General features: G+C 62.0%; 14 protein-coding genes. 1 reads left to right on the top strand and 13 read right to left on the bottom strand.

Translation table 11 applies throughout. The annotated features are described in order from the left end of the window. Positions 1-28: 28 nt before the first annotated feature. The 8 genes from tssH to tssA all read right to left on the bottom strand — a co-directional run bounded on the left by tssH (position 29) and on the right by tssA (position 10,224). A complete protein-coding gene (tssH, locus tag LQ249_RS15385; RefSeq protein WP_232565579.1) occupies positions 29-2,761 on the bottom strand; it encodes a type VI secretion system ATPase TssH in 2,733 nt (910 codons plus the stop codon). After that, entirely contained in the window at positions 2,762-3,769 is a 1,008-nt protein-coding gene (gene tssG, locus LQ249_RS15380) for a type VI secretion system baseplate subunit TssG (protein ID WP_046383443.1), read from the bottom strand. It lies immediately after the preceding gene. Further along, entirely contained in the window at positions 3,733-5,448 is a 1,716-nt protein-coding gene (gene tssF / locus LQ249_RS15375; protein WP_104903192.1) for a type VI secretion system baseplate subunit TssF, read from the bottom strand. Before tssF ends, tssG begins: the two co-directional genes overlap by 37 nt. 3 nt (positions 5,449-5,451) lie before the next feature. Continuing rightward, positions 5,452-5,871: a type VI secretion system baseplate subunit TssE gene (gene tssE, locus LQ249_RS15370; protein WP_226926231.1), complete on the bottom strand. Its 420-nt coding sequence runs from the start codon at positions 5,869-5,871 to the stop codon at positions 5,452-5,454. 70 nt (positions 5,872-5,941) lie between these two features. Further along, positions 5,942-6,430, bottom strand: coding sequence for an Hcp family type VI secretion system effector (locus tag LQ249_RS15365; RefSeq protein WP_017849099.1), 489 nt, complete (start codon positions 6,428-6,430; stop codon positions 5,942-5,944). Positions 6,431-6,589: 159 nt separating this feature from the next. Beyond that, positions 6,590-8,074 carry a type VI secretion system contractile sheath large subunit gene (tssC, locus tag LQ249_RS15360; protein WP_017849098.1) on the bottom strand — a complete coding sequence of 495 codons (1,485 nt, stop codon included), beginning with the start codon at positions 8,072-8,074 and terminating at the stop codon, positions 6,590-6,592. A 3-nt stretch (positions 8,075-8,077) separates the two neighbouring features. Next, on the bottom strand, positions 8,078-8,575 hold the full coding sequence (gene tssB, locus LQ249_RS15355) for a type VI secretion system contractile sheath small subunit (RefSeq protein WP_017849097.1): 498 nt from the start codon (positions 8,573-8,575) through the stop codon (positions 8,078-8,080). A gap of 98 nt (positions 8,576-8,673) precedes the next feature. Continuing rightward, a complete protein-coding gene (tssA, locus tag LQ249_RS15350; protein ID WP_126585245.1) occupies positions 8,674-10,224 on the bottom strand; it encodes a type VI secretion system protein TssA in 1,551 nt (516 codons plus the stop codon). Positions 10,225-10,863: 639 nt separating this feature from the next. On the opposite strand from tssA, the gene LQ249_RS15345 reads away from it, so the two are divergent. Continuing rightward, complete coding sequence (locus LQ249_RS15345) at positions 10,864-11,919, top strand: helix-turn-helix domain-containing protein (RefSeq protein ID WP_079443806.1); 1,056 nt, start codon at positions 10,864-10,866, stop codon at positions 11,917-11,919. Here the strand turns inward: LQ249_RS15345 and LQ249_RS15340 are convergent. The 5 genes from LQ249_RS15340 to LQ249_RS15320 form a co-directional block, all read right to left on the bottom strand. Beyond that, positions 11,913-13,190, bottom strand: coding sequence for an MFS transporter (locus LQ249_RS15340; RefSeq protein ID WP_046383439.1), 1,278 nt, complete (start codon positions 13,188-13,190; stop codon positions 11,913-11,915). The genes LQ249_RS15345 and LQ249_RS15340 overlap by 7 nt on opposite strands. A 296-nt stretch (positions 13,191-13,486) precedes the next feature. Beyond that, positions 13,487-14,713 carry a RhtX/FptX family siderophore transporter gene (locus LQ249_RS15335; protein ID WP_046383438.1) on the bottom strand — a complete coding sequence of 409 codons (1,227 nt, stop codon included), beginning with the start codon at positions 14,711-14,713 and terminating at the stop codon, positions 13,487-13,489. Between the two features lie 13 nt (positions 14,714-14,726). Next, positions 14,727-16,217: a PepSY-associated TM helix domain-containing protein gene (locus LQ249_RS15330; RefSeq protein ID WP_232565578.1), complete on the bottom strand. Its 1,491-nt coding sequence runs from the start codon at positions 16,215-16,217 to the stop codon at positions 14,727-14,729. Further along, the gene (locus tag LQ249_RS15325; protein ID WP_126585247.1) at positions 16,214-16,495 is read right to left on the bottom strand and encodes a hypothetical protein; all 282 of its coding nucleotides are present in this window, start codon (positions 16,493-16,495) and stop codon (positions 16,214-16,216) included. Before LQ249_RS15325 ends, LQ249_RS15330 begins: the two co-directional genes overlap by 4 nt. Further along, entirely contained in the window at positions 16,495-18,567 is a 2,073-nt protein-coding gene (locus tag LQ249_RS15320; protein WP_017849090.1) for a TonB-dependent siderophore receptor, read from the bottom strand. Before LQ249_RS15320 ends, LQ249_RS15325 begins: the two co-directional genes overlap by 1 nt. Positions 18,568-18,630 lie beyond the last annotated feature (63 nt).

Below are 18,630 nucleotides of genomic sequence, written 5' to 3'. Positions count from 1 at the left end.
CCTTGTTCTTCAGTCGGTAAACGAGCGGTCACTCTAGGGGTTCAAGCAGCGCTTCACGCTCGGGTAAAGACCTGATCGCATCGACGTCTTGCGTGGTAATGACCCACTCGCCGCGCGCATCCACCGCCACATGCAAGCCGGCCAGGGGCCGCTGATCGGCAATCGCCCCGAGCAAGACGTCAGACAGGCGCGGTGTCAGGCTCTTACGCAATATGAAGTCGATATTGCGCGCCCCGCTCTCCACTTCCGTGCAGCGCGCGGCGATGGCGTCGGCGACCTCTTCTGCAAACGTCAGACGGACTTTCGACGAAGCCAACAGACGCTCGCTGAGCCGGCCCAGCTTGAGGCGCACGATGCCCGCCAGTTGCGCGCCACCCAGGGTGAAGAACGGCACGATGGTCATGCGCGCCAGCAGCGCCGGTTTGAAATGCCGGGACAGAGTCGGGCGGATTTTTTCCGCGAGGGTGTCCGGGTCGGGCCGCCCGTCGACGCACAGGTTCTGGATTTCTTCGGTGGCCAGGTTGCTGGTCAGCAGCACCACAGTGTTGGAGAAATCGATCTGCCGCCCTTCGCCGTCGGACAGGCTGCCCTTGTCGAAGACCTGATAGAAAATGTTCACCACGTCCAGGTGGGCTTTTTCCACTTCATCGAGCAGCACCACCGAATACGGACGCTTGCGCACCGCCTCGGTCAACATGCCGCCCTCGCCGAAGCCGACATAGCCGGCGGGCGAACCCACCAAGCGGCTGACGGTGTGCTTCTCCTGGTACTCGCTCATGTTCACCGAGATCATCGCCTGTTCGCCGCCGAACAGATGTTCGGCCACAGCCAGAGCGGTTTCGGTCTTGCCGACCCCCGACGGCCCGACCAGCAGGAACACACCCAACGGCTGTTGCGGATCGCGCAGGCCGGATTGCGCGGCCTTGAGGATTTCCGCGATCTGCTCGACGGCGGTGTCCTGACCGCGAATGCGCGTCTTGAGGTTGTCGGCCAGGGCCAATACGCCGCCCGCCGCATCGCGCAGCACTTTGCCCAGCGGCACGCCGGTCCAGTCGGAAACCACCTGGGCAATCGCATCGGGGCTGACTTCGGTGAACAGCAACGGCGCGTCGCCTTGCAGTGCAGCCAGGGTTTCACGGGCCTGATCCAGCTCGGCCTGACGTTCCTCCAGCGAGGCCAGTACCTGCACAACCTCGCCTTCGGCCGGAACCGGCAGGTCCTGTGCTTGCAGGGTCAGTTGCTTGCGTGCTTCAAGGACGCGCAACGCCGCGTCGCGCTCGGCCAGCCAGCGGACTTCCAGCGCAACCCGACGCTCGTCAATCTCAGCCTGTTCGTCGGCGATATCCGTCAGGCGCTGGTCTTCTACGGGGAAACCATTGCCACGGTCGCGCTCCAGCGCGCTCTGTTCACGCGCCAGACCGGACAACTGCCGCTCCATGCGCTCCAACTCGGCAGGCTTGATGCCCAGGCCGATGCGTACCCGGGCGCTGGCGGTGTCGAGCAAGTCGACGGCCTTGTCCGGCAGCAAGCGCCCGGTGATGTAGCGATCCGACAATTCGGCGGCGGCGACGATGGCGTCGTCACGCACGCTGACCCCGTGAACTTTTTCGTAGTGCCCCTTGAGCCCGCGCAGGATCAACACTGCGGTTTTGACACTCGGCTCGTCCAGCTTGACCAGTTGGAAACGACGCGCCAGGGCCGGGTCTTTCTCGAAGTACTTCTTGTACTCCGACCAGGTCGTGGCGGCGATGGTGCGCAACTCGCCACGGGCCAATGCGGGTTTGAGCAGGTTGGCCGCATCCGAGCCACCCGCCGCGCCGCCGGCGCCGATCAGCATGTGCGCTTCGTCGATGAACAGGATCACCGGCGTGGCGGAGGCCTTGATCTCTTCGATGACGCCACGCAGGCGGTTTTCGAACTCGCCCTTGACGCTGGCGCCCGCTTCCAGCGCACCGAGATCCAGGCTGAGCAAACGTGTGTTTTTGAGGAAGTCGGGGACTTCGTCCTGGCTGATCAACAACGCCAGGCCCTCCACCACGGCGGACTTGCCCACACCTGGCTCGCCCACGGCGATGGGGTTGTTTTTACGCCGCCGGGCGAGGATGTCGATCATCTGGCGAATCTCATCATCGCGCCCGAAAATCGGGTCGATGCGCCCCGCCGCTGCCTTGGCGGTCAGGTCTTCGCAAAAGCGCGCGATATTGTCTTCGGCTGCGGGCGTATTGCCGCCGGCGCCGGCCAACGAAGCAGAGGCCGTGCCGGTCTGCAGGCTGTCCAGCGGACCTTCGCTGGAACCGCCCAACAGTTGAGCGAACTCTGCGGTCAGGGCATCGGTGGAAATCGGCTTGAGCAGTTCGCCGTAACGCGTGCCAGCGCTGTAGTAGCCCAGGCGTGATACCAGCGCCAGCAGCAGCGAACCGCCACGGATCCGCCCGCTGCCGACCACCAGCGAGGCAATCAGCCAGGCGTCCTGAATCCATTCGGTGAGCAGGCCAGCGAACACCGGACGTCCCGGGTTGCCGTTTTTCAACTGCGCCAGGCCCTCATCCAGCAGCGCACGCAAGCGCATCGGATCGATCTCGAAGCGCGCGAGAATGCGCGTCGTATCGGCATCCGGATCTTCCAGCAACTGGCGCAGCAGGTGCTCCAGGGAAATCTCGTAGTGAGCGCGCGCCAGGGTCTGGCCCGCCGCGTTCTCCAGGGCCTTGGTGCTGTACACATTGAGCCGTGCGAACAGCGGTTTGAGTTCTACCTGAATCATCTAGCGAGCCCTCTCTTCGAGCATTGGTCCGTGTTCGGCCGTCAGCATGAATACAACGTCGTCCTGTGTGTCTCCGTCACCGAGCCAGGTATCCAGGCCCAGCCGCTGCCAGCCGCCGCCCAGCGAAGCGCACTGCTGCTTATCTGCCGCAAGACGCATGACCAGACGGCTGCGTAGCGGTGTCTGCAAATACAATCCCACCAAGCGTTCGAGCTTTTGATACAGCGCCTGCCCCGGCAATAACCCGTGAAAACGCTCGGTACTCAGTGACGTCAGACGGATATCCAGGGTGCCGCTGCGGTCCATGACTTCACGACCGAGCAGGCTGTTTTCGCCCAACACCCCGCACTGCATGCCCAGGTAAGTGCGTGCCGTGCGGTCGATCCGCAGGCGCGTCTCGACACACGGCACGACTTCCACCGTCACATCGCTGAGTACCGCCTTGACCAACTGCTGCAGCCCCAGGGCCGAGCGCGGGTACTGGTTGAACAACCCGGCATACCGCAGCAAATCGGTGGATTGATCGCGCTGCTCCGGACGCGCATCCGCAATGCCGATCAGCGCCTGCAACTGACGCAGGCTCTTGACGTCGCGCCGCTCGGTAATGTCGATCCAGATCCGGTGCTTTTCCCAGGCACGGAACAGCAACGGATAGAGCGAGGCATGCAGGATGTCGAGAAAGTCACGTCCCGCCGAATGGCCCAGCAGTTGCTCGTCGATCAGGTCTTCGGTGTAAAACGTCGGCAACGGCGAAGTGACGCCATACAGCCCGAAGAAGTTGGCCTCGATCCGATAACGACCGTCGTCGTCCTGCTCGATCCCTTCGATATCCCGCAGCGGAAACCCGAGCCCCAGCCGCGGCCGGACCCGCACGTTGTCGACGAAGTGTTTTTCGCTCGGGAAACGTAGGCGCAACAGGCGCAAGGCCTGGAAAAACCCGAACTCGCCGCCGTCATCGAGCAGCGGATCGATCACAACAGGCGTTGGTGCCCGATCTTCGCTGGCCATTTCAAGGTCTCGTGGTTGACGCTGTCGAACAGCGTGAAGGCGGTAAAGCTGTTGATGGCCGTACAGCCGGCGAAAAATTCATCGAGCACACAACCGAACAGGTAGAAATTGCCGGGGCTGAGGAAATAGTCGCCCCGGCACTCGACCCGGACCACACTGCCTTCGATCGGCAGCCCGCGAATAAAACGCCGCTCGTGGCTGACGGTGACTTTTTCGATGGCATCGATGCGCCGCTGGTTGGCATCCTGGGCCCCTTCGCCGACGCTCGGCAGATACAGCGCGAGCAGCCCGCGCAGGTAGTCGCGATCGGCCAGGCGGAAGTGGTTGGCATTGAGCTGCGAGAGCATGCGCCACAGCAACTTGTCGTCGAACTTGGGCGGCTGGCACGGTGTGATGCCACGGATGCTCTTGAACTCGACCCTGGGCGGCGTGTTGTCGGTGGGCTGGTTCAAATCCCCCAGGCGCAGGCTTTCCGGCAGCTTGCCATTGGTGCAGAGCAAGCCGATGGACAAGGTCATCTCGCCCGGCACTTTGCCTTCGCTGTAGGGCAGGCTCAGATAGTGGTCATAACCTTGGGCATCGATACTCGAGGCGCGGATGCGCAGGTTATACGTGTCGCGCTGCGAGAAGGTATTGAACGGTTCCAGCAGCCGCTCCCCGCCTCCGGCGGAATAAGCACTGACCTTGAGCACCGAATGAATCCGCATGCTCATGCGCTGGCCATGGTCGGCAGGCTGGATGCGATAGTCGACTTGCTTGTGGTCGATGCGCAGCGGGTGTGCATCCTGGGCGAACAGATTGATCGCCGGCGTCACCCCCAGCAAAAAGCTGTTGGCCGACAGGTTCGGTGTCCAGTCCGGCAGGTTCTCGAACATCAGGCGCACGCTGAAGCGCCCGTCTGCGCCTCTGGCTCGCCACTGTTTGAAGCCGCGAAGCTCGATAAACAGGAATTTCTCGGGCAGCGCGAAGTATTCCTGCAGGCACCGATAGGCCGGGTGCGCGGTATCGGGAAACGGCAGCAAGGCGTTGCTCGCATCGAATCCCAGGCCACGCAAATGGCTGGCCGGCAATACCGTCATGGGCTGCTCTTGCGCAGAGATGCGAATCTCGCGCAGGTTGAGCTGCAACAGACGCAATAACTTGGAGCCATCGACCAGGCCATCCCCCAGATAGAAACGCAGGCTGTCGGCCAGCCAGCTATTCGGGTCAGCGGTGGTAAAAGCGAAGTCCAGGACCAGGCTGCGCTCTTCACCGGCGCCGCCGTCCCAGCGGCTGCCGAGCAGTTGCAACGGTTCCAGGTCGACCGCCGCGGTGCTGCTGAAGCGCACGCGCTGGCCATCGACCGGCACCGAGGCAATTTCGCAGCCGGGCTCGATACGCGTAACCTCCTGCAATGCCGTGCGCGGCTGAAATTGCAGCAGCGTCAGGCAGGGCAACGGTTGCAGGTAATGGGGATAGAGCAGCTGCGCCAACTCTTGAATGAACTCGGGAAACTCGTCGTCCAACCGTTGGCGAACCATCCCGGTGAGAAACGCCACGCCTTCGAGCAAGCGTTCGACGTCCGGGTCATTGGCCGAGTCCACCCCCAGCAGCGGCGCCAGGGCCGGGTTGCGGCGGGCAAACTCATCGGCCAGACGCCGCAGTTGGTTGAGTTCACTTTGATAATGGCTGTTGAGCATGACTTAGTGCATCGCCAGGGACACGCGACCGTCCGAAGACACACGCGTTGCCAGGTGAATAGGAATGTCCCGATCGTCGATCGACACCACGCCCTCAAGACTGAAACTCAGCGACAACACTTCCTGGGCACCTTCGGCGACCAGGATGCGCGGCGATTTCAAGCGAGGCTCGTAGCGGGCGATCATGCGCGTCATGTTCTCGATTATTTGCGTGGTCTCGCCGGTCGCAAACGAACCGGCCAGATTGGTGAAGTCGGGTACGCCAAACTCGGCGTCAATCGGCACGCTGCCGCGCCGGGTATTCAAAATGCGTTGCAGATGCTGGACGATCGACTGCGTCAACACTTCAGCCTGGGTCAGGTGCGTGCGACCGGTTTCGGCCTGCAGGCTTGTGATGCGCTCCAGCAATCGCTTTTCTCTCAACGCGGTGTACCTTCTGCAATAACAAGAACACCGCCCTGGACCAGGGCGGCATTGAACCGTCGAGCCGGGCTTACGCTTTTGGCGCCAACCACGAGTCTTCGGCTTCGATACCGTCCGGCACCCAGGTCCAGACGATTTTTTCGTAGGTGATGCCGATGTCTTCCATATGGCCCATTTGCTTGAACTCAGGGCTCAACACGTTCGGCACCCAGGTGCGGGCCGAAACGAGCACGGCATTGCTCAGGGTGATGGTGTAGTACTTTTCTTCGGTGCCTTTAGGCGAGATCCGATAGAACTCCAGGACTACCGACTTGAGTTGCTCGCCGGAGGTCAGGGCTTGCAGCAGCTTTGGAGAAGACTTATCGATTTCCTTGGTCAGGGTCATGCCCTGGTGGACACGCTTGCCGGCCGGCAGGCCGGTCTGCGGGTTCTTGGGAATATCGATCAGGTGTTCGACGGCCTGAACAAGGATCTTTCCTTCATGACCGGTAACCGTGCTGGAACCTTCGATCTTGCCTTGGTTCTGGCCTTCGATACTCAAGTAGCATGGCATTGGCATAACGTGTACTCCGGGTTTAATCAGTGAGTTTTCAGGCATCGATCAGCGCCTCTGGCCCTGTCTCGCTGCGTTGAATCCATCTTATGGAAACGCCGAGGCAATGACCCTCGGGTGAACACCTGAATGGGCAACGGCGGCGTTGCCCATTCGCGCTACCGATCAGCTCTTGTCGAGCTTGCCCACCAGCGACAGCGTGAAAGACGCGCCCATGTACTTGAAGTGCGGACGGACTTTCAAACCGACGCGGTACCAGCCTGGATCGCCTTCGACGTCGCTGACGGTAATCTCCGCCTGACGCAGTGGGCGACGGCTGCGCACACCGGCGGCGGGGTTATCCATGTCGGCCACGTACTGGCGAATCCAGGTGTTGAGTTCCGACTCCAGGTCGCCACGCTCTTTCCAGGTGCCGATGTTTTCGCGCTGGATGACCTTGATGTAATGGGCCAGGCGGCTGACCACAAAGATGTACGGCAGTTGGGTGCCCAGCTTGTAGTTCAGCTCGGCTTCCTTGCCTTCTTTGTCATTGCCGAAGAACTTGGGCTTCTGGCACGAGTTGGCGGAAAAGAACGCCGCGTTATCGGTGTTCTTGCGCATGGTCAGCGCGATAAACCCCTGCTCGGCCAGCTCGAACTCGCGGCGCTCGGAAATCAGCACTTCGGTCGGGATCTTGGTCTGGGTTTCGCCCATGGCCTCGTAGTTGTAGATCGGCAAATCACCGACGGTGCCGCCGCCCTGTGGGCCAATGACGTTGGCGCACCAGCGGTACTGGGCAAAGCTGTCGGACAGGCGACTGGCAAAGGCAAACGCAGCGTTGCCCCACAGGAAGTCCTGGTTGCCGCCACCGACGTTCTCGTTGTAGCGGAACGTCTTGGCAGGGACCGTGTCTTCGCCATAGGGCGTGCGCAGCAGGAAGTGCGGCAATGTCAGGCCAACGAAACGCGCATCGTCGCTTTCACGAAAGGCATTCCATTTGGTGAACTGCGGCCCCTCGAAGACGGCTTGCAGATCCTTGAGATTGGGCAGGTCGGCAAAGCTGTCGATGCCGAAGAACTGCGGGCCGGCCGCGGCGATGAAGGGCGTGTGGGACATCGCCGAAATCGCGGCGACCGACTGCAGCAACTTCATGTCCTGCGGGCCGGGGTTGAACTCGTAGTTACCGATGATCGAGCCGAACGGCTGGCCGCCGAACTGGCCGAACTCGGCGGTGTACACCGCCTTGTACAGACCCGAACGGGTGATCTCCGGCGCATCCTCGAAATCTTCGAGCAGCTTCTCTTTGGACACGCTGAGGATTTCCAGCTTGTTGTTCTCGCGAAAATCCGTGCGGTCGACCAGAAACTTCAGCGAGCGCCAGGACGACTCCAGCTTCTGGAACTGCTGGTGGTGAATGATCGCGTCGACCTGCCGGCACAGCTTGGCATCCAGCGTGGCGATCATGTCGTCGATCAACCCGGCGCTGACCTTCTCGGCCTGCCGGGCCGGCTCGAGCAGTTCGGTGACAAACGCTTCGAGGCCCTGACGGGTGACGGCATACGCCTCGTCGCCCGGCTTGACGCGCGTCGCTTCCACCAACTGATCCAACAGGGAAACCGACTCGACCGCCTGGCCGGTCGTGCTCGCTGCCTGACTCTTTTCTTCGCTCATGGGTTATTCCTTGTCCTTTACGCCAAGTTCCGAGAGCAAACGCTCGCGGGCCCCGTCATCGTTCATCAGGGCCTGCAGCTGCTTGCGAAACTCCGGCAAGTTACCCATCGGCCCTTTCAAGGCCTTGAGCGAATCCCGCAGGGCGATCAGTTGCTGCAACTCGGGAACCTGGGCCACGATGGCATCCGGCTCAAAATCGCGAATGGACTGGAAGGTCAGCGAGACCGGGATCTGCTCGTCCTCCGGCGCGTTTTCCGCCAGATGATTGGGAACCGCCAACTGCAGGCTCAGGTTCTGGCCCTTGAGCACATCGGTGAAGTTGTCTTTGTCGACGCGGATCGGTTTGAGGTCTTCAACCGGCGTGTCGTCTTCACGCAAGGTGAAGTCGCCGATCACCAGTTGCTTGAGCGGCAGCTCGACCTGTTCCTGCGCGCCGCCGGTGTCAGAGCTGTAAACAATATTGACGCGCTCTTTAGGCGCGACCGAACCTTCACTAGCCATTAAATCTCACTCCTGTTTACCGGACTCGCTCAACGCAGCCGTTAGAAAACTCATGGCATGGATATGCACACGCCTGCCAGGTATTGCCTGTTGCCCATTCAACTTGCCGGCGGGCTGGCCAAACGCCAGAACGCCGGCAAATCCATTGCAGCCAACTGTTGCGCCCACAGCGCTCTCGAACCGCCGTCGTCATGCGTCAGTGCCAACTCCAACAACGGCCGGACCAGCTCCGGTTCCCAACGATCGAGGCCCTGCTCCGTCGCTTCCTGGAGCAACACATCCAAGGCAACACCCAACTGCGCGCGCGGGTCGAAACGCTGTAGCAGATGGCATTGGGCAGCGCGCAGGCGAAACCGCTCGCGGCCGCTGCCGGCTTCTCGCACGGCGCTCTGCAAACGCGCCAACGCTTCGTTCAAACGGCCTTCGGCGGCATCACGCGCGACTTCATCGATCAGCGTTTGCAGCCCATCCGTGGCGCCGCTGCCGGCCGCCGGTGCCAAACCTTCGAGCCAACTGCGGGTCGCGCCGTCGGCAAACGGCTGGCCGTCGGCGAATGTCAGCTCGACCAGCGCCGGCAGGCGCGCCAGAAAATGACGGGTTTCCAGGGCCAGGCTGGCAGCACCGGCCTGCGCCGCCGAACCGAGCCTCAAGAGCGCGGCATGACTGGCCCGATTGAGGTCCAGCCAGCACGGATAACTCGGCAACCGACCTTCGCAAAAACGCACGATGTCCAGCGGCTCGCCAACGCTCTGCAAGCGGCTGAAACTTTCGAGTTCCGCGTCCGAAGGCGGCGGCACGCGTGTCGTGTAGCCTTGCGCAGGAGGGACCTGCTCCAGGGTCGTCCACGCCAATTGGCGATTGAGGCGAAACAGCAACGGCAAGGTCGCCCGAGACTCCAGGCAAAACCCCAGCAGCGGTGCAAGCGAGGCAAACACGCTATTGACCGCGTTCTCGATGGCTTCATCGCTCTCAAGACGGCCCAATGGCGGAGCCGGCACAAGGGCCGGGAGCGGCGCCGAAGGGGCGTGCGCAACCGGCGTCGGGAGCGCTGTAGGCGCATCGACTGCCGCTGGAACCTCTTCCGCCGTCACCGCTATTGGCTCGACACCCGCTTGCACAGGCAACTGCGATAGGCGACGACGCAACGCAAAAAAACTCGGGCCGTCGGCGTCCCGGTCGCGCCAATGGCGATCGATGGCGTCCCAGTCTTCGAGCAACTGCGCCAATTGTTCTCCGGGCACCGCTTCGAAGTTGGCTTCAAGTTTTACGGCGAGCCACTCGAGCATCCACTCGGCCTGGTTGCGCCGGGCACGCAATCGAGCCGGCGGCGGGGTCAGGGTCTCCCAATACAACTCGAGCATTTCGCGCACTATATGCACGCCGGTCGCCAGGCCGGAAATGCCTTGCAGAGTGGTCCAGGCACATAACAACCAGACCGCGGCATTAAAGTCCTTGCCCTCTTCTCGCAGCACTTTTACACAGGCATCGGCGACTTTCTGCCAATCCACTCCGGACTCGGCGTGGATATTGTTCAATTTATCCACTTCGATTTGCGCGAGGGAAAAAGCCAGCCCTTCCCGAGGATTAACGCCAGCAGGATGAGTCAAACTGATCGCAAACGAACCGACTTCCCGGTCGAGGCAACTCATCCGTTACTCCTTACTTCAATAGGTTGTTTGATACATCGTTGCCGCGTAAAAAAAAATCGCCGCCGATGCCGGGTTGATTTATGCAGCGGTGACGATCTTCATTGATTGATCCAAGGCCCGATATTCCGCCCACCGCGGCTGTAATCCGCCAAGCCAAAGCCCCGCGCGTTGAAGCGTCGGACAAGCATGTGTCAGCCAAGGCGCCGGGGCCATCGGGTGAACACCTGAAGTACTCGCCGGTTTAACGTACCCGTTCAGATCATCGCGCCGAAAATAACAAGACCAATACCCAGCGCACTTTGCTTGAGAAACAAGCGCACGCGTTCACAGCGTGGAAACACATAAACGCTGTCAAATTCGAATTCGCGTCAATCTATCAAGCGCCTTGCAGATGGCTTGACCCTGCGTTGCAACTTTTCAATTATTTTCAGGCGCCCTGCCCCGCTCTTGCCGCCGCCAGAAAGTGCGCAACAAGTTGGATACAAGAGGGATTGTCATTACTTTCATGGAGAAACCGGTTATAAGGAGCACAACAACCCATTCTGACTGGCTGCCGCTAGGCAGCACGGACGTACAGTGGGAAGATGCAACGCCTGTTCACGGGGCGTGAACATAGGCTTTCCGGGTTGTAGTGAATCCATGAACAAACCAGCCTCACTCATATGCGCCCCTAAACACGTCGGCTCCAGGCACGCCCATGATCACTTCGAGGTCAGCGCCGAGCCGGTTGCCAACCAACTGCTGGCCTGGCGTGATCGGGTCGGACACGTCATCGACGTCCTGCCTACATCCCACGCAACCACCACGCCCTTCAACGCGAGCATTGACCGCTACAAATTGGGTGATCGCGTTTTCACCGACTGCTCAAGCGACGCCTTGTTGCTCGACCGTTCGATTGCGCGCATCTCTACCGACAAGGTCCGGGACTATGTTTTCCAGGTCTTCACCCAAGGCGCAATGGAGTCCATTCGAGGCGGCCCCCAGGAACATGGCGCGTCCGCCAGGGCGAGCATCGTTGCCATGGACATGAACCAGCCGATCAAAATGAGCCGGGGGCGTTGCCGCGTATTGACCTTCTTTGTCTCGCGCCCGGTGGTGGAAGCGGCGCTGCCGCATGCCGAGTCGATCCACGGGCGTGTCTTCGAGAATACGACGCCTATGACCCAATTGATGATCGAGCACGTCGAGGCGTTTTCCAGAAAACTGCCGGTTATCAGCAGCGCCGAGGCCGCGTCGACATTCGATACCGCCGTTCAACTCATGCTCGCGGCCTTCTCGAAACAGGCCAAGCTGGGTGGGCACGTGCGGGCGGCGGCACGCAGTGCGATGTTCGATAAAGCCAGGCGTTATGTGCAGAACAACCTGTATCAACCCTGGCTGACGCCGGAGTACGTGCTGATGGCCATGCAGCTGCCTCGCGCCACGCTCTACCGTCTGTTCCAGCATGAAGGAGGGTTGGGTCGCTACATCCTCAACTGCCGCCTGCGTGAAGCCGCGGACGAACTGGTGCGCTATCCGGACCGCCAGGTGATTGAGATCGCCTACAGCCTGGGCTTTAACAGCGCATCGGCGTTTACCCGCGCGTTTCGTCGTCGCTATGACCTGGCGCCGCAGGACCATCGCCTGATGGCGGCACAGCGAATGGGCAACGCTATGCCGGGGCACCGTAACGTCGCTGGCCGAATCGATCAGTGAGCCGGCTGGCGCGCTGGAAATTTCACCAGTGCGAACAGGCTGACCAATAGCGCGCCCAGCAGATACCAGGAAGGCGCCATTGCGTTCTGGGTAACACCGATCAACCACGTCACAAAAAACGGGCAGAACGCCCCGAAGATCGTCACGCCGAAACTGTAGACCATCGACATCCCCGTGGCCCGGTGATGCGCCGGAAAAGCCTCCATGATCATGACGGTAGCGACGCCGTTGTTGCCCATCGCGACAGCCGAATAGATGCCGATGATCAGCAAGGAAGCCAGCTCGCCGACCCCATGGGTCAAGGCCAGGAACACCGGATAGACCAACAGGATGCTGAGGATCATCGTCACGTATTGGGTCGGCTTGCGTCGCGGCAGCCGGTCGGCGAACCGCGCAAACAATGGCGCGGCAATGAACAGCATCGCGCTGGAAAAGCACGCCGAAAGCAAGCTCATGCTCGGCGACAGGCCTAACGTGCGGACCAGATAGGTCGGCATGTAGAGCACCATCAGGTAGATGCTTGCGGTGGGGGTTGCCATCATCAAGATCCCCAGCAATAGCTGGGGGCGGTGGTTTTTCAGCAAGACACGCAGCGACGGCGACTGGATACCACGCCGTGTTGTCTCCACCATATTGCGCCGAATGAACCACCCGAACGGGGCAATCAAAAGCCCAAGCACGAAAGGAATACGCCAGCCCCAGGCCAGCAACTGTTCGGGGGTCAGCAATGCGGTCGTGGTGGCACCGACAACTGCCCCCACCAAAACCGCGGCCGCCTGGCTGGCAGAACGCCAACTGACCAGATAGCAGCGTTGATTGCGCGCCGCCAGCTCCATCAGCACCACGGACGACACGCCGATCTCCCCTCCGGTCGCGAACCCTTGCAGCAACCGCGAGAGCACCAGCAACACCGTTGCGGTGACGCCGATCGATGCATGCGTCGGCATGAACGCGATCAAGGCGGTACCGGCTGCCATCAATAGATTGGTGACATTCAAGCCGGCTTTTCGCCCTTTGCGGTCGGCGAGGTTGCCGATCACGATTGCGCCCAGCGGGCGCATCGCGAAACCGATGCCAAACGTCAACAATGCCATCAGCAACGAGGCGAACGAACTGTCCGATGGGAAAAACAGCTTGCCGATGATCACGGCAGAAAAGCTGTATACCGTGAAGTCGTAGATCACCAGGCCATTGCCAACGACTGTCGCCAGTATCACCTTCTTCGATTGCCTGAAGGTCACCGGACAATCGCCAGATTCAAGATAAGACATTTAGGCCGAGGTCCCGTCGAGTCAATCAAAGCGCGCTGGGTAGCGAACACGTGGGCCCAAAAGGCCCCTCATGGGCACGTTGGGCGCTAACAGCTCGATCGACGGGCTATTGATTTGTAGTAGCGTCCTGGCGGGAGCATCCTACGGAACAATATCAGGCTTGTATGTACCCCTTTTATAACGCCAGCAGGCGCGCACTCACTGCGGCTCCGCGCCGCACGCTTGATGTCGGAAGATCACGAGCGCTCGCACTGATTGACCCGTTGAGCGCTTTTGACGATCGCCGAACCTATCAATCAGCCCGCCGCCCTTTCCCCCACACGTTGACGTGACACATTCAACGCCACCAACGACGCCAGGATCGCCATCACCATCCCCGCAAGAAACCCACCGCTGTACCCCGCCTGCGCAGTCAACCCCACCAGCAAGGTCGAAGACAGCATTTCCCCCAGATCACGCGTGCTTTGCACGGCGGTCATGTCCGTACCGGCCTGGTCGCTTTGCGCGGCGAAGGCCATGGAGGCAGTCATGATCACCACCGAGGTGGCGCCGGTCGCAAACGAGCCCAGGCCCACGGCCAACCAGATCAGTCCGGTTTGCGTGGCAAGCATGCCGTTGGCTTGCAGCAGCCAGGTCAACGCGGCAGCGCCGGCCATGCCCACCGCCAGGATGAACGTCGGCCACAGCCCCAACACCCGGATCAACCACGCACCACCGCCGCAGCCGAGGACGATGGTGACCACGCCGCCGCTCATGCCCAGTTGGCCGATAGCCTGCAAGGACCAACCGGCGTCATTCAGGAACAGCTTTGACAAGCCAAAACCCGACACTGACGTCATGGCCGACAACAAGGCGAGTACCACCAGCGCCAGCGCCTTCGGCCGCTTGATAAACCGCCATAATGAGGCATGCGCCACATCTGGCTGTTTTTCCTTGGCCGGTGCCACGTGCAGCCAGCCGACGCACACCAGACTCAACAACGGCACCAAAGCCAGCAGACTGAACGCGCTGGTTTGCCCCAGGTAGCCGCTAAGCAGCAAGGTACCGGCGCCGCCAACGAAGAAGCCGACCATGGTGCCGCCCACTTGGATGGCGTTAATCCGCGCGAGCATGTTGCCGCTAAAGTACTCGGCCGCCATGCCGTCGGTGGCGATGTCCTGGGTGGCGCTGGCCAGCGAGGCAACAATCAGCAGGCCCACGGCGATGCCTGCCGTCTCGACGCGCAGGCCGATGCTTGCCAGGCAGGCAATGCACAGCAGCACCAGTATCTGCATGGGAATGATCCAACTGCGGCGCCGTCCCAGGCGTGGGCTCCAATGGTTATCCACCTGGGGCGCCCAGAGGAACTTGACCACCCACGGTATCCCCACCAACGGCAGGAAGGCCAAGGCGTGGAGCGCCGCGCCGTCATGACGCAGCAGGGTCGGCAAGGCGTCCATGGCGATGCCGAAGCAAATGCCTTGGGACAGGTACAACAGTGCAAAGGTCAGCACCATGCGCCAATGTTTCAACAGATCCAGCATTACAAGTCTCCCCTCAGGCAACATTGGCGGCGGCAGCCCGTGCCGCACGCGTAAAAGAAATCAGGCGCCGCAATGCCCACAGGGCACTGGCCGCGCACAGCAGCAACACAAGATCGATGGGCCACAGCGGCACGCTGCCTTGTTTCAGGCTGCCGGCCAGGTGCAGCAGCGCCGCCGCCAGGAAGCCCAGGCCCATCACGGCCAGCAGCAGGTGCAGCGGTTGACGCCTGGGGGGCATCAGGCAGGCCAGCAGCAGGCTGGCAAGCCAACCGCCCCAGAACCACCACGCCAGGTTGGCACTGCCCAGCGCCCCCGCGCAGAGCAATACCGCCGTGGCCGCCAGCAACCCGCCACCGCCGCCGATCACCAGGCGCAGTAGCACCTGCCAACCGCCGCCGGCCTTGAGGCGCCGACGCTCCAGCCACAGGTACAAGCCGCTGAGCACCAACCCCGCCGCCGCCAACGCCATGCCGAAATGCACGGCACGCAGCAGTGACCCGCCAACAGGCACCCAGCGGTAGTCGGCAAAGTGCAGCGGCTGCACCGCAATAAACGCCTGCAACCACAGACCGCGCCCGCTGGCGCTGCTGGAGCCGACGGCGAGGCCGTCAGCGGCGCGATAGGCATGCCGTTCAAAGACGGCCGTACTGGGCAGGCCTTGTTGGATACCACTCACTTCCACCCAGGCATCCGGCTCACCCCAGTGGTGCAAGGCGACGTTTTGAGCAGAGAACCCCGGATGGGCGACGGCGTCCTCGCGCAGCAACTGATCCAGATCGACCGCCGGCGCCGAAGCCGTTGTTCGGTCGACCTGCGGCGGCGCCCCCAGCAACTGCATGAACGCTTGCTGCGGCGCGCCCGGGAACGCCTGCGCGGCAAGCCCCAAGGTGCCGAGCGCCCCCAGGCCGGACAACGCGCCAGTGATACCAAACAGCAGCAACCAGGGCCCGCACCAACGGCCGATCAGGCTGTGCAAGTCATGGGCGAACACCCGTGCCCCACGGTCGCGCCGCAGGCGCTTGAGGTCTTGCAGGCGCCCACTGTGTAATGCACTGCCTGCCCAGATCATCAGCAACAACACCACGCCCAACAAGCTGATCAAAATCCGGCCGGGAAAACCGATGAACAGACTTTTGTGCAGGTTGAACAGGATATCCGCCGCGTTGCCTGACGCCAGCTCACGGCCGCTGACGGGGTCCAAGGCGACCGTGCAGTCCTTGGGCGATGCACACAACTCGACCACCGAGTGGCTACTGTCCGGCAAACGAATGCGCAATTCACCGAGCGCCAGGCCGCGCTCGCGAGCGATAGCCGGCCATTGCGCGACCGGTAGCGCTGGCCCGTGAGCCAACGCCGCCGGGCCGCGAAACCAGGCGCGCAAGTCTTCATGGGCCATGCTCCACGCCCCCGTCAGCAGGATCACGAACAGCAGTACCCCAAACACCCCGCCTGCCCCGGCGTGTACACGCTGAACCAATGCCCTCGGTGCGCCCATCAGGTTCATCGCCAGGCTCCATCCCAAAGCAGCCAGGGCGTAAACAGCAGCAGCCAGACGCTGGAGCGATACACCACGCGCTTGCGATCCGGCGCCAGCAACGACCACAGCAGCACCGTCACCAGAAACCCCAAGCCCAGGAACACGCCGGCATACAGCCGCTCCAGCCCACCGCCCCACGGATAATGCCGCGCCAGCAGGACGGCCAGTTGCAGGCTGCTGAGCACACTGCCCGCCAGCGCCAGACAAATGCGCAGCGGCCAGGAACCGAGGGCCGGCGCGGCCATCAGAACGTACCTCGCAGGGTCAGATTGAGGCTGCGCGGTTCGCCATAGCGGTTGTTCCAATTGACGTTGGACAGGCTCTGGTAGTACTTGCGGTCCGCCAGGTTGTTGCCGTTGACCGCGGCAGTCCAATGCTCGTCGATGCGGTAGGCGACCCGCGCATTGAGTAAGGCATAGCCGCCCTGCTCCAGGGTCACAGCGCCGGATTGGGTGGAGTAATCACTTTGCGCCTGCACGCCGGCACCGACGCTCCAGCGGCGGTCCTGCCACGGCAACTCGTACTGGGTCCACACCCGCGCCATGTGGCGCGGCGTGAAGCTGGCATAGCGCTCACCCGAAGCGTTGGTGTCCTTGAGGTACTCGGTGCTGGTGTAGGTATAACCGGCGGAGACGTTCCATTCGGGGGTGATATAACCGCTGCTCTCCAGCTCGAAGCCCTGGCTGCGCACCTTGCCGCCGCTGATGTAATAGGTGGTCGGCCCCACACCCGGGTGGTCCGGATCGACCTGCGGATTGTTCTCCAGGTCGATACGGAACACCGCCAGCGACACATTCAAACGCCCGTCCGCCAACTCGCCCTTGATCCCGGTTTCATAGGTCTTGCCCTCCACCGGTTTGAGCAGGTCGCCGCTCCAGGTTTGCCCGGTCTGCGGCTGGTAGACCTCGGCGTAGCTGGCGTACCACGACCAGTTCTGCGCAAAGTCCCAGATCAAGCCGCCATACGGGGTTATTTCCCGGCCGGGGGTGAAGTGGCTGGTCGGCGCGTTCTGGTCCCACCAACTGGCCCGGCCGCCGATGACCAGGGTCAGCGGATCGAGCAGTTTGTAGCGGGTCAGCGCGTAGACGCCCTTGGAGGTGGTCGTCGTGGAACCGGGCGATGTGTAGGCGCCGATCCCGGGTTTGGGCACACTGCTCGGGTCCCAGCGATAGACATTCACCGGCACGTTGAGCGGCGTGGTGAACTGGGCGGTGCGCTGCTCGGTTTCGCCGTGGCTGTAGTTGGTGCCCAACAGCAACTCATGGCTGCGGCCAAACAACGAATACGGCCCATTGACCGAGGCATCCACGCTCTTTTGAGTGCTGCTGAATTTATACGCAGCGCCCATCAAGCGACCGCCATCGCCGGTGAGCGGGTCAATGGCGCCAAAAGCACCGGCATAGCGCAGGCTTGAGTCGGCATCCTGGTATTCGGCGGCGACCTTGGCTTTCCAGTCGTGATCCAGTTGCTGCTCAAGAGAGCCGAACACCCGGCGCGTGGTCCACTTGAAGCGGTCCCAGTCCACGTCCAGATAGGTGGAGCGCGACAGGTTCAGGCTCGACCCGTCCTTGGCCATGGGCACGCCGGCCATGTTGGTCACCGAATCGATGGTCTGGTATTGCGCGCCCAGGGTCAGCAGGGTGTCGGGGCTCAGGTCGAATTCGGTGATGCCGTAGAGCAACTGGGTGTCTTGCTTGCCGACATCGTAGAAGTAGTCGCGATCCTCGTAGGCCGCCACCACACGCCCACGCACGTTGCCAGTCTGGGTCAGCGGCCCGCCGACATCCACTTCGCCACGGTAACGGTCCCAGGTGCCGCCGCTGAGGGTGGTGCTGGCGGCGAATGCCTTTTGTGGGCGCTTGCGCACCAGGTTGACCGTGGCCGCCGGGTTACCGCTGCCGTGCAGCAAACCATTGGAGCCACGCAGGATTTCGACGCGCTCATACACCGCCATGTCCTGAGGCGAACCGGCGGTTTCACCGAGCATCGCCGGCACGCCGTCCAATTCGAAAGAGTTGATCTTGAAGCCACGCACGTAGTACGCGGTGGTCAGCAACTGGAACGGCTGCACCGTCACGCCAGTGGCCTGCTGCATCACCTCATCGAGGCTGAACAGGTTTTGCTGCTCAATGCGCTCGTGGTCGATGACGCTCACCGACTGCGGCGTTTCCCGCAGTTTGAGCGGTAGCTTGCCGATGGTGGTCACGCCGGGCGGGGTCACCTCGCCCGAGGTGTCGTCACCCGCGACCTTGATGTCAGGCAATTGCACGGTCGCAATCGCCTGTGCCAACGGGCTCAGGCCCAGCACCAGCACCATCCCAAGTTGCGCCCCATTACGTTGGAAACCCCGCCCCGCCTTTGTTGCTCCCCGGTGTGACAT

Origin of the sequence: Pseudomonas sp. 7-41, assembly GCF_021233075.1 — a bacterium.
GTDB lineage: Bacteria > Pseudomonadota > Gammaproteobacteria > Pseudomonadales > Pseudomonadaceae > Aquipseudomonas > Aquipseudomonas veronii.
Note: the sequence above shows the minus strand (reverse complement) of the source record. Positions and strands in the feature narration are given on the sequence as shown.